This is a genomic window from Actinoallomurus sp. CA-142502, assembly GCF_050936355.1.
Classification (GTDB): Bacteria; Actinomycetota; Actinomycetes; order Streptosporangiales; family Streptosporangiaceae; genus Actinoallomurus; species Actinoallomurus iriomotensis.
The window spans coordinates 10,840,890-10,852,853 of the sequence record NZ_JBNJMY010000001.1 but is presented as its reverse complement, the minus strand read 5'-3'; the positions used below and the strand labels follow the sequence as shown (position 1 = coordinate 10,852,853).

The 11,964-nt window shown below is 71.8% G+C and carries 11 protein-coding genes; 8 read left to right on the top strand and 3 right to left on the bottom strand.

What is annotated here, in order from left to right; translation table 11 throughout:
* The first annotated feature begins 130 nt into the window (after positions 1–130).
* On the top strand, positions 131–580 hold the full coding sequence (locus ACQEV1_RS51035; RefSeq protein WP_433405356.1) for a sterol carrier family protein: 450 nt from the start codon (positions 131–133) through the stop codon (positions 578–580).
* 5 nt (positions 581–585) lie between these two features.
* Here the strand turns inward: ACQEV1_RS51035 and ACQEV1_RS51030 are convergent, their stop codons facing one another.
* Complete coding sequence (locus ACQEV1_RS51030; RefSeq protein ID WP_433405354.1) at positions 586–2,847, bottom strand: WD40 repeat domain-containing protein; 2,262 nt, start codon at positions 2,845–2,847, stop codon at positions 586–588.
* A gap of 225 nt (positions 2,848–3,072) precedes the next feature.
* On the opposite strand from ACQEV1_RS51030, the gene ACQEV1_RS51025 reads away from it, so the two are divergent.
* The 5 genes from ACQEV1_RS51025 to ACQEV1_RS51005 all read left to right on the top strand — a co-directional run bounded on the left by ACQEV1_RS51025 (position 3,073) and on the right by ACQEV1_RS51005 (position 8,167).
* A complete protein-coding gene (locus ACQEV1_RS51025; protein WP_433405352.1) occupies positions 3,073–4,005 on the top strand; it encodes a 2-dehydropantoate 2-reductase in 933 nt (310 codons plus the stop codon).
* The gene (locus ACQEV1_RS51020; protein ID WP_285629547.1) at positions 4,002–5,081 is read left to right on the top strand and encodes a mandelate racemase/muconate lactonizing enzyme family protein; all 1,080 of its coding nucleotides are present in this window, start codon (positions 4,002–4,004) and stop codon (positions 5,079–5,081) included. The genes ACQEV1_RS51025 and ACQEV1_RS51020 overlap by 4 nt, the downstream gene beginning before the upstream one ends.
* A gap of 68 nt (positions 5,082–5,149) precedes the next feature.
* Positions 5,150–6,508 (top strand): MFS transporter, encoded by a 1,359-nt coding sequence (locus tag ACQEV1_RS51015; RefSeq protein WP_433405349.1) that lies wholly within the window; start codon positions 5,150–5,152, stop codon positions 6,506–6,508.
* 31 nt (positions 6,509–6,539) lie between these two features.
* Complete coding sequence (locus ACQEV1_RS51010) at positions 6,540–7,388, top strand: fumarylacetoacetate hydrolase family protein (RefSeq protein WP_433405346.1); 849 nt, start codon at positions 6,540–6,542, stop codon at positions 7,386–7,388.
* Positions 7,385–8,167, top strand: a complete 783-nt coding sequence (locus ACQEV1_RS51005; RefSeq protein ID WP_433405343.1) for an SDR family NAD(P)-dependent oxidoreductase — start codon at positions 7,385–7,387, stop codon at positions 8,165–8,167. Before ACQEV1_RS51010 ends, ACQEV1_RS51005 begins: the two co-directional genes overlap by 4 nt.
* Before the next feature lie 40 nt (positions 8,168–8,207).
* Here the strand turns inward: ACQEV1_RS51005 and ACQEV1_RS51000 are convergent, their stop codons facing one another.
* Positions 8,208–8,885 (bottom strand): GntR family transcriptional regulator, encoded by a 678-nt coding sequence (locus ACQEV1_RS51000; RefSeq protein ID WP_285629551.1) that lies wholly within the window; start codon positions 8,883–8,885, stop codon positions 8,208–8,210.
* Positions 8,886–8,922: 37 nt separating this feature from the next.
* Entirely contained in the window at positions 8,923–9,333 is a 411-nt protein-coding gene (locus ACQEV1_RS50995) for a hypothetical protein (protein ID WP_285629552.1), read from the bottom strand.
* Between the two features lie 106 nt (positions 9,334–9,439).
* On the opposite strand from ACQEV1_RS50995, the gene purF reads away from it, so the two are divergent.
* Both purF and purM read left to right on the top strand, forming a co-directional pair.
* Complete coding sequence (gene purF, locus ACQEV1_RS50990) at positions 9,440–10,876, top strand: amidophosphoribosyltransferase (RefSeq protein WP_285582270.1); 1,437 nt, start codon at positions 9,440–9,442, stop codon at positions 10,874–10,876.
* Entirely contained in the window at positions 10,873–11,904 is a 1,032-nt protein-coding gene (gene purM, locus ACQEV1_RS50985) for a phosphoribosylformylglycinamidine cyclo-ligase (RefSeq protein WP_433405338.1), read from the top strand. The genes purF and purM overlap by 4 nt, the downstream gene beginning before the upstream one ends.
* Positions 11,905–11,964: the final 60 nt, after the last annotated feature.

Here is an 11,964-nt window from a genome sequence, read left to right as displayed (position 1 = left end):
TGCATCGGGGGGCTCGTGACCGCGACCAGGCGCGGCAATCCCGAAAATCTCCCATAAACACCCTGATCACAGCAACAACATGTGATCACTGACCGCGGGCGCCCGCGGACCGGGTACCGTCGGTCCCGCCATGGCCCGACTGAGACCGGAGCGGCTGCGCGCCGCCCTCGACGAGCAGCTCATCGCCCTCGGCCGCGCCGACGAGGCGCCACCGCCCGACGCTCGTCTGGAGGACGCCCTGGTCGCGGCCGTCCTCGCCGCGTACGACGCCGGAGAGGAACCCGTACGCACCGCCCTGCGGGTCACCGCCCGGGTCCTGCTCGAGCGGCTGGCGACCGACTTCCCCGGCCGTTCGGTCGAGGTGCGCGTGCCGCCGTACGCCGCCGTGCAGTGCGTCGAGGGCCCCCGCCACACCCGCGGCACGCCGCCCAACGTCATCGAGACCGACGCCAAGACCTGGATCATGCTCGCCACGGGCCGTACGACCTGGGACGAGGCCCGCGACCGGATCAGCGCCAGCGGCGAACGTGCCGACCTGTCGACTCGTCTTCCCGTACGGCCGTACGGGGCTCAGCCCTGAGCGAGTCAGACGTCCCAGATCCGCGCGGTACGGTCGACGCCGCCGGAGGCGAGACGGCGCCCGTCGGGTGACCACGCGACCGGCATGGTCCGGAATGTGAGTGAGCGGGTCGCGATGTGGCCGGCGAGCGTGCGGGTCACGTCACCGGTCGCCGGGTCCCAGAGGTTGATGATCTGGTGAGTGTGGCCCGTGGCGAAGCGATCGCCGGCCGGTGACCACGCGACGGAGGCAAGCTTCCGGACGCGAACGGAGAACTTCGGTCTTGGTGCGGCCGTGTCCCAGACGAGGAGGCGGGCGCCCCCATTGCTGACCCCGGCGATCCGCTGCCCGTCGGGCGACCACGCGACCGAGCCGATGGGGGTGTCGTTCTTGTCCGCGGAGAAGCTCCCGACCTCCTCGCCGGTGACCGGGTCCCAGATGAGCACCTCTTCGTGGGAGCAGGTGGTGGCGAGCCGCCGGCCGTCGGGCGACCAGGCGACGGACCTGCCCCCGAAGGGATGGCTGAGCAGCGAGTGGCGCAGCTCGCCGGTGGCGGCGTCCCAGATTCCCAGGCGTCCTCCCCGAGCGCAGGCGGCGATCCAGCGACCGTCCGGCGACCATGCCACGTTTCCGCGCGTGCCGGAGGGTTCGAGCGTGGTCCGGAGGTCGCCCGTGGCGGGGTCCCAGATGTGCACCGCGTCTCCGGAGGTGGCGAGCCGCCGCCCGTCCGGCGACCACGACACCGCCTTCACCACGGCACCCGGGGCCCCGAGCGTGGCGCGCAGGCCGCCGTCCGCGGTGTCCCACACGAACCCGACGTCCGCGGCGGCGGCGAGGAACCGCCCGTCCGGTGACCAGGCCACGCCGTTGACCCAGCCCGGATGCGGGCTGAGGACACGCTGCGCGGCGTCGGTCGGCCTCTGTACGGGCGGATTGATCACGGGTACGGACGCCGGGTCCGGCTCCGGCTCGACGGCCGCGGGCCGCTCCGGGATCGGCTGGGGTTCCGGCTCGTCATCGGAGGGCAGCCGCCACGGCCGCGCGCGGTCGAGCAGGTCCAGCAGCCGGCGGTCACCGTGGACGCGCTCGACGGCCTCCCGGAGCTTGGCGAGATGTTTGTGGTGCATCCGTCCGGTGGCGAACGCCTCCTCGACCAACTCCCGAAGCGACGTCTCCGGGGCGGCGTCCGTGCCCGCGAGCAGCGTCACCGCCAGCCGCAGGTCCTCCTCGGCCACGGCGTGCTGTCCACGGGCGTGCCGCCGCAACGCCTGGTGGAGCAGGTGGTACGCGGGATCGGCGACCAGCGGCAGCGGCATCAGCCCGTTGATCGGCCAGTCCGTCCCGACCACCCCTGCGGCGGCGATCGCCTGGTCGAGCCGCTCGTCGTACCCCGGCACGCGGGCCAGATGGTGACAGTCGACCATGGCCACCGCGCACAGCGTCGACACCCGCGCGGCCAGCTCGTGGTTGAGGTCCGCCAGTTCGTCGTCGGTGCTCGGCGGGACCAGGGTGAACGCCTGGCGCGGCGCCGACCGGTTGAGCTCGTCGACGAGTTCGCCGCTCCAGTGCTCGGCGCGGGGAAACCGCAACGGCGCCATCGGCCGCATGGGCAGCACCGGGGGATCGTCGAACCCGAGGTGGCAGCCGCCCACCCGGATGTCGAGGCGCTCTCGGTCGGAGAGCAGTTCGACGATGACCGTGGGCACCTGGGCCAGGTCGTTCGCGTACAGGCCGGCATGGGGCCACTGGAACGGCCGGTCGGCGATCCGCACCTGGAGGATCTCGTGGTACCGGCCGAGGTCGGAGGACACGCGGTTGACCAGCCGGTCGCCCCATCGTGTCGCGTCGGCGCCCTCGCGCGGCGGGACGATCAGTACGAGCGGGCGTACCGGGTCCAGCGCCAGAGCCCCGGCCAGCACGCCGGGACCACCCATGATCGGATACGCGGACAGCTCGTCCTCGTACCGTTTCAGCTCCTTCAGCTCGCTCAGTCTCGTGGCGGCGCCCGACGCGTACGCCGCGGTCCCGGAGCCCGAGGGGAGGACTCCCAACTCGCCCAGCCGCTGCCGACGACTCTGCTGCCAGGTGTGCAGCAACTGCCCGGCCTGGACGAGGACGAGCGCCCCCTGGATGGCGCCGGCCGCCGTCCGGTGACGGCTCTCGGATCGGCGGGCCGCCTGTGCGTCGGCGATCTCTAATCTCTTGGTCTGGTTCTCCACGATGACGGAGAAGGCCTCGCCGATGAGTTCGATGAACGGCGCGATCGGCACCATACGCAGCCCCCACATGCCCCGTAGGTCGCGACGCCCCGGGACAGGCGCCGGGGGCGTTTTTCCAGGCTAGCCACGAACGGCGAAAACCCACCCGGACAACTGGATAACGATCCGCCCCCTCAGCGCGCGCCGGGGAACCGGGGTCCCGGTGGCGCGGATCGGGGGCTTGCGCCTCCGCATTTCCTATAGCATCATCCCTCCAAGTCAGGATTTTCTATATGAACTGCTGAGGATGTTGCGATGAACGCGCCGGTGGCGGTCGTGGGTCCCGGTTCGGTCGGGCTGGCCCTCGCGGCGCGGCTCGCCCTGCACGGCCATCCGGTGACCCTGTGCGGGCGCTCGAACTCGCCCGTGGTCCCGGCGATCGAGCTGACCGAGCAGAGCACACGCCGCTCCGTCGACGTCGGGTGGGGAGGTGAGCCACACGACGTCGGGCCGGTCCCGTGGGTCGTGGTGACGACGAAGCTGCACCAGACCGGGTCGGCGGGCGTATGGCTGGAGCGCCTGGTCGACCGGGACACCCTGGTCGTCGCCGCGCAGAACGGCGTGGACCATCGCGAGCGGCTCGCGCCCTGGGTTCCCGCCGATCGGGTCGCGCCCGCACTCGTCTATTTCAATGCCGGGCGCCGCGGCCGTGGCCAGGTGGAGGTCCGCCACAGCGGGCCGGACCTGGCGGTCGACGACGACGACCCGGGCCGGCGGGCCCGGCTGCTGCTCGGCCCGGCCGGGCTCCAGGTGGAGATCGCGACGGACTTCACCACGGCGGCGTGGCGCAAGCTGATGGTCAACGCCGTGGCGAACCCGGTGACCGCACTCACGTGCCGACGGGTCGATGTCTTCCGGGAGCCGGCGGTCAGGGCGCTGACGCGCACGATGCTGAGCGAGGTGGCCGCGGTCGGCCGGGCCGAGGGCGCCTCCCTTCCGGACGACGCCGTGGACGACGTCCTGGCGTGGCTCGACGCGCGCCCCACCGGCGCCGGCTCGTCGATGCTCGACGATCGCCTCGCCGGACGTCCTCTGGAGTACGACGGCCTGCTCGGCGCCGTCGTACGGCGCGCCGGGCAGCGCGGACTCGGCGCGCCGGCGTGCGAGGCCGCGCTCGCGCTCGTCTCCGCCCTGGACGTCACGACATTCACAGGTTCTTCGATCAGGGAGTCACAGTGCCGGCAGTGATCAAGGCATCGGCCTACCTCGTGGACATCGAGGTGGAGACCGTCCGGACGGACGCGTCCCAGGCCTTCCTCAAGCAGGAGACGCTCTTCGTCGAGCTCACGACGGATGACGGACTGACCGGGACGGGCTACTCCTACACGATCGGCACCGGCGGACGCGCGGTGCTCGCGATGCTGCGAGATCACCTGCTGCCCGCACTCGTCGGCCGGGACTCCCGCGAGATCGAGGGAGCCTGGCGGGCGATGTACGACAGCACGCGCGCCACGATGGTCGGTCCGCTGACCGCACTCGGCCTCGCCGCAGCGGATCTCGCGCTGTGGGACCTGCGCTGCCTGCGGGCGGGGGAACCGCTGTGGCGCGTCGCCGGAGGCCACCAGTCCGCGGTCCCGATGTACGACACCGAGCGCGGCTGGCTCCAGCTCAGCGAGGACGACCTGGTCGCGGGCGCACTGGAGGCCCGCGAGCAGGGCTTCTCCGGGGTGAAGATCAAGGTCGGCAAGCCGACCGCGGGCGAGGACGCGGCCAGAGTCCGCGCCGTCCGTGAGGCCGTCGGGGCCGACATGGAGATCATGGTCGACGCGAACCAGGCATTCACCCCGGCGGAGGCCGTGCGTCGCGCCGCTCGGCTGGAGCCGTACGACGTGGCCTGGTTCGAGGAGCCGCTGCCCGCCGATGACGTCGCGGGGCACGAGCGTCTCGCCGCGTCGACCGCCATCCCGGTGGCCGTCGGCGAGTCGATCTACTCCTTGGCGCACTTCCGTGAGTACCTGCAGCGAGGCGCCGCGGGGATCGTTCAGCCCGACGTCTCCAGAATCGGCGGCATCACCCCCTGGTTGAAGGTCGCGCACCTCGCGGAGGCATTCGGCGCCCCGGTCTGCCCGCACTTCCTGATGGAGATCCACACCAGTCTCGTGGCGGCCGTGCCCAACGGCCGCTATGTCGAGTACATCCCGCAGCTCCGCGCGGTCACCACGCGACAGCCGCGTATCAGCGACGGGCACGCGTTCGCCCCGGAGGAGCCAGGCCTCGGCATCTCCTGGGACCGTGACCGCATCGACGACCGGCGAGTCGCCTGAGGCCGGCGAGCCACCGGTACCACCACCCGTCTCCAACCCCAGCCCCGCCTCGACGACAGGGGACACCGATGTCGACCTCGCCCGTCACCAGATCTCACAGCTCGCCGCCCACGGACCGCCGACGAGTCCTGCTGGCCTCACTCGTGGGCTCCGCCCTGGAGTGGTACGACTTCTACCTCTACGGGACGGCCGCCGCCCTGGTCTTCAACAAGGTCATCTTCCCGTCGTTCGACCCGACCGCCGCGACGCTCGCGTCGTTCGGCACCCTGGCCGTCGGCTACTTCGTCCGCCCGATCGGGGGCCTCATCTTCGGCCGGCTCGGTGACCTCGTCGGCCGGAAGAAGGTCCTCGTCATCACGCTCCTGGTGATGGGCGCCTCGACGGTGGCCATGGCGCTGGTGCCGACCTACGAGCAGGCCGGCGTTCTCGCCCCGATCCTGCTGGTCGTCCTGCGGGCGGTCCAAGGTCTGGGCGCGGGCGCGGAATACGGTGGTGCGGCGATCCTGGCGGCCGAGTTCTCCGAGCCGAGGCGGCGCGGGCTCTTCGGGGCGGCCCCGAGTACCGGCGTCTACATCGGCATCCTGCTCGCCTCCGGCGCCTTCTCCGCGGTGACCCAGCTCCCGTCCGAGCAGTTCTTGTCGTGGGGCTGGCGTATCCCCTTCGCCGCCAGCATCGTCGTGATCGGGGTGGCGCTGTTCATCCGGCTGCGGCTCGCCGAGAGCCCGGCGTTCGTCGAGGCGCAGAAGCACAGCCGAGAGGCCGAGGTCTCACCCGTACGCGACGTTCTCCGCTCGGAATGGAAGTCGGGTCTCGTCGTCATCGGCCTGCAGACGTCCCAGAACGTCGTCGCGTACATCAACCTCACCTTCCTCGCCGCCTACCTGACCGGCACCCTCAAGCTGCCGAGCTCGGTCGGACCGGTGGCGACCACCGTCGGTACGGCCGTCACGATCGTCACCCTTCTGGTCTTCGGCCGGCTTTCCGACCGGATCGGCCGCAAACCCGTCGCGCTGATCGGGATCGCGTTCTCGGCGGCCTTCGTCTACCCGTACTTCTGGGTCGTCGACAACGTCCGGACCCCCCTGGCCATCACCCTGGTCGTGGTGGTGAGCATGGGCGTCGGCGTGGGCTGCATGTTCGCCCCGCAGGCCGCCTACTACAGCGAGCTGTTCACGGCCCGTTCCCGTTTCACCGGCCTCGCGCTTAACCGGGAGGTCGCCGGCGCCCTGACCGGCGGGCTGACACCGCTCATCGCGGTCGCCCTCGTCGCCGCGGCCGGTGACAGTTCGTGGGGCGTGGCGCTGTTCGTGATCGCCGCGTGCGCGGTGGGCGCCCTCGCGGTGGGGCTGGGACCCGAGACCCGAGGCCGCGATCTCACCGCCACGACGCTCACCGAGCTCCGGTCCTCCACGGGGACCTACCGATGACCACGGCTCCACGGCAAGAGAGGAAGCACGCATGCGCATCGCCAGAGTAGGCGGCCCCGGCCGGGAGGTCCCGGTCCTGCTGGACGGGGACCGCATCCTGGACCTGCGCGGGGTGACGGCCGATGTGACCCCCGAGTTCCTGGAACACGTCCTGCCCACTGTCACCCGGTCCGACCTGCCAGAGCTCCAGGGAGCCGGCGAACTCCGCTTCGGTCCACCGATCACCCGGCCGACCGCGGTCATCTGCGTCGGCATGAATTACGCGAAGCATGCCGCGGAGTCCGGCGCCGAACCGCCCACCGAACCGGTGGTGTTCCTGAAGCACCCGAACACCGTCGTCGGCCCCGACGATCCCGTACCCATCCCGCGCGGGAGCACGATGACCGACTGGGAGGTCGAGCTCGGGGTGGTGATCGGCCGGCGCGCCCTCTATCTGGACTCCCCCGCCGACTCATCGCGCCACATCGCGGGTTACGTGCTGGCCAACGACGTGTCCGAGCGCGAGTTCCAGTTGCGGACCTCCGGCGGGCAGTGGTCCAAGGGCAAGTGCGCACCCTCCTTCACCCCGCTCGGGCCGTGGCTCGTCACGCCTGACGAGCTCGACCCGGGCGCGGTGCGGCTGCGCAGCCACGTGAACGGCGGCGCCCGGCAGGACTCTCGCACGTCGGACCTGATCTTCTCTGTCGCCGATGTCGTCCACCGGCTGAGCCAGTTCATGGCCCTCGAGCCGGGCGACCTGATCCTCACCGGTACGCCCGAGGGCGTCGCCCTGTCAGGACGCTTTCCCTACCTGCGCCCCGGGGACGTCGTCGAGTTGGAGGGCGAAGGTCTCGGCGCGCAGCGCCAGGAGATGGTGTCGGCCGAAGGGACGACCGTATGAGCACCGGAGCGGGCGAACCTCGGGCGGAGTTCGACGGGTTGGTCGCGGCCGTGACCGGCGGAGCCTCCGGCATCGGCCTCGCCACGGCTCACGAGCTGAGCGCGCGCGGAGCCCGCGTGGCGGTGCTCGACCTGGCCGAGACGCACGGGCCCTTCCTCGGGATCCGGTGCGACGTGACCGACGATGACTCGGTTCGTACGGCGGTCGCGGCCGTGGTCGACCGGCTCGGCGCTCTGGACGTCCTGGTCAACAACGCCGGCATCGGAGCACAGGGCACGGTCGAGGACAACGGATCGGCCGAGTGGCACCGCGTGCTCGACGTCAACGTCGTCGGGCCGGCCCGAGTCTCGGCGGCTGCTCTGCCCGCCTTGCGCCGGGCCGCCGCGACGGGCTCCGGCCATGCCGCCATCGTCAACATGTGCTCGATCGCCGCCACCGCCGGGCTACCCCAGCGCGCCCTGTACTCGGCGAGCAAGGGGGCCGTCCTCGCGCTGACACGGGCGATGGCGGCCGACCACATCCGCGAAGGAATCCGGGTCACCTGCGTGAACCCGGGCACGGTCGACACGCCGTGGGTCGGTCGCCTGCTCGCGACCGCCGAGGACCCGGACGTCGAGCGGGCGGCCCTCGCATCGCGCCAGCCGACGGGACGGCTGGTCAGCGCCGCCGAGGTCGCCCACGCGGTCGCCTATCTGGCGAGTCCGAGATCCGGCGCGACCACCGGCACCGATCTCGCCGTCGACGGCGGGATGCACGGGCTGCGCCTGCGGCCCGCCTGATGCGCGGGCATGTGTCAGGTACCCGTGCGTTCCCTGCTTCTCAGCGGTCCGCGCCTCGGCGCTGAGCCGCCGGGCGGTGTCGCACCCGGCTGGACCTCAGGTGCTCGGCCATCGCCTCGGCGGCCTTCTCCGGGTTGCGGCGCGTCACGGCGTGCAGGATCCGCTCGTGCTCGGCGATGGTCGTGTCAGCGGCGCCCGGCGCGCTGTTGAGCCGGAACATGTGCAGGTGCGCATGCAGCCGGCTCACCGCCTCGGCCATCAGCGGCCGGCCCGCCGCCTCGGCGAGCGCGTCGTGAAACTCCTGGTCGAGCACTGCGAAGCGCTGGTAGACCGTGTACTGCTGCCCGGTGTCGGGGTGCTCGCGCATCTCGTCGACGATCGCCTGGAGCCGCCGCAGATCCTCGTCGCGTGCGTGCTCGGCCGCGAGAGCGGCGGCTCGTGGCTCCAACAGCAGGCGCATCTCGAACAGGTCGGTGAAGGCGTCGGAGTCGAGCAGATCGGTGGCGCGGTAGCCGGCGTTCGGGCGCTTGACGACCAGACCGTCGGACTCGAGCCGGGCGAGCGCCTCGCGGACCGGGGTCGGTGAGACCTCGAGATCACGAGCGAGCCCGTCGATGCTGACCCGGGCCCCGGGCGCGATCTCGTGGTCCATGACCATCGCCTTGACGGCCTCGTAGACGCGATCGGCCAGCACCTCGTGCCGCTGCCCGTCCACCACAACCACAGATTGTAGAGGCCCCGCCCGGCCTCCCCGGTCACGGCCTCGTGCCGTCGGCAGGCCCGACGCCGGCGCGCTGGCGCTGGCCGGGCACCGGGGTCTCGGTGGCGCGGAAGAACGGCACGCGGTGTTCCAGGCAGTGATCGCGGTCGGCCTTGGTCGGGTAGCGCGACCGGTCGCTGCAGGGCGCGACGCGGCTGAAGAACCAGACGCCCGCGGCGATCGCGATCAGCAGGGCCAGCGACGACAGCACCAGCCCGGTCACCGCCATTCCGCGGCCGTTGTCGCGTACCACGGCGATGATCCCGACGATGATGCCCGCGACGGCCACGACCACCCCGAAACCGCACAGCACCAACGTGACGAGCGCGGCGATCCCGAGGACGAGCGCCGCGGCGCCGATACCCCGGTGTTGCCGGGGCGGGTATCCCACCGGTCGATAGGCCATGGACAGCTCCCTCCGGCTCTCCATGGTGGAGGATCCGGAGCCCGCGGGGGCTGCGGCGCGCCGGGCCGTGAACAGGGAGACCAGGTCACCACCTACACTGGTCAGCGTGTCGAACGGAGACGGACGACTGACCCACGACCTCGACCCCCTCGATCACAGCCCTCAGGACGCATGCGGTGTCTTCGGCGTCTGGGCGCCCGGAGAGGAGGTCAGCAAACTTACCTACTTCGGGCTCTACGCCCTCCAGCACCGTGGCCAGGAGTCGGCCGGGATCGCCGTGAGCGACGGTGCGCGCATCGTCGTGTTCAAGGACATGGGCCTGGTCGCGCAGGTCTTCGAGGAGCCGGTCCTCAACACGCTGCGCGGCCACATCGCGGTCGGCCACTGCCGCTACTCCACGACCGGATCCAGCGTCTGGGAGAACGCCCAGCCGACGTTCCGGTCCACCGACGACGGCAGCCTGGCCCTCGGCCACAACGGCAACCTCATCAACACCCCTGAGCTCGCCTCCCGCCTGCGTGACGGCGAACTCGGCGCCACCACCGACACCGAGGTGCTCACCGCCCTCCTCGGCAGCGGTTCGGGCGGCGTCGAACGCGCCGCGCTCGACGTCCTGCCGCTCGTACGCGGCGCGTACTCCCTGGTCTTCATGGACGAGCGCACGCTGTACGCCGCGCGCGATCCGCAGGGCATCCGCCCGCTGGTGCTCGGCCGGCTGGAGCACGGATGGGTGGTCGCCTCCGAGACCGCCGCACTCGACATCGTCGGCGCCACGATGGTCCGCGAGGTCGAGCCCGGCGAGCTGCTGACGATCGACGAGGCCGGGGTGCGCTCCACCCGGTTCGCCGAGGCCCAGCCCAAGGGCTGCCTGTTCGAGTACGTCTACGTCGCCCGGCCCGACACCTCGATCGCCGGTCGCAGCGTGCAGGCCACCCGGGTCGACGTCGGCCGCCGCCTGGCCCGCGAGCACCCGGTCGAGGCCGACCTGGTCATCCCGACGCCCGAGTCCGGCACGCCCGCCGCGATCGGGTACGCCGAGGAGTCCGGCATCCCGTACGGCCAGGGCTTCGTGAAGAACTCCTACGTCGGGCGCACGTTCATCCAGCCGTCGCAGACGATCCGCCAGCTCGGCATCCGCCTCAAGCTCAACCCGCTGCGCGAGGCGATCGCGGGCAAGCGGCTGATCGTCGTGGACGACTCGATCGTGCGCGGCAACACCCAGCGGGCCATCGTCCGGATGCTCCGTGAGGCCGGCGCCAAGGAGGTGCACGTCCGCATCTCCAGCCCGCCGGTGTCCTGGCCGTGCTTCTACGGCATCGACTTCGCCACGCGCGCCGAGCTGATCGCGGGCAACCTCTCCGTCGAGGAGATCCGCGCCTCCCTCGGCGCCGACACCCTCGGCTACATCTCCCTCGACGAGCTGATCGCCGCGACCCGGCAGCCGCGCGACCGCCTCTGCCGGGCCTGCTTCGACGGCATCTACCCGATCGACGTCGCCGAAGACGCCCGTGGCAAGCACCTGCTCGAAGAGGCCCGCAAGTGACTGAAACGTCTTACGAAGCGGCGGGCGTCGACATCGCCGCCGGTGACCGCGCCGTCGACCTGATGAAGGCGCACCTGGCCAAGGCGCGCCGGGCCGAGGTGGTGCACGATGCCAGCGGCTTCGCGGGGCTGTTCGACGCCTCCGCGCTGAAGAAGTACGACCGGCCGCTGCTCGCCACCTCCACCGACGGCGTCGGCACCAAGGTCGACCTGGCCCGGCGCCTCGGCGTGTACGACACGATCGGGCACGACCTGGTCGGCATGGTCGTGGACGATCTCGTCGTCTGCGGCGCCGAGCCGCTGTTCATGACCGACTACATCGCCTGCGGCAAGGTGGTGCCCGAGCGGATCGCCGCGATCGTCGCGGGCGTCGCGGAGGGCTGCGCCCTGGCCGGCTGCGCGCTGGTCGGCGGCGAGACCGCCGAGCACCCCGGCCTGCTCGAACCCGACGAGTTCGACCTGGCGGGGGCGGGCACCGGGGTCGTGGAGGCCGGCCGCGTGCTCGGCCCCGAGCGCGTCGTCCCCGGTGACGTCGTCCTGGGCCTCGCCTCCTCGGGCATCCACTCCAACGGCTACTCCCTCGTGCGCCACATCCTGCGCACGACGGATCTCACGCTGGAGACGGTCCTGCCCGAGCTGGGCCGGAGCCTGGGCGAGGAGCTCCTCACCCCGACCCGGATCTACGCCAAGGACTGCCTGGCGCTCGCCGAGGCCGCCGAGGTGCACGCGTACGCCCACATCACCGGCGGTGGCCTCGCGGCGAACCTCGCCCGCTCGCTGCCGTCCACCTGCGACGCCGTCCTCGAACGATCCTCGTGGACCCCACCGCCGATCTTCGCGGCGCTGGAGTCGTACGGGCGGGTGCCGCGCGAGGAGATGGACAAGACCTTCAACCAGGGGGTCGGCATGGCGGCGGTCGTCGCCGCTCCGGCCGCCGACGCGGCGCTGCGGCTGCTGGCCGAACACGGGCTGCCGGCCTGGGTCCTCGGTGAGGTCGTGCCCGGATCCGGCACGGTAAGCATCGCCTGACCTGGGAACTCCCGCCCCGTCGGCGGCGTCGTACACGGTTGTGGGGCGGTTCGCGCGTGG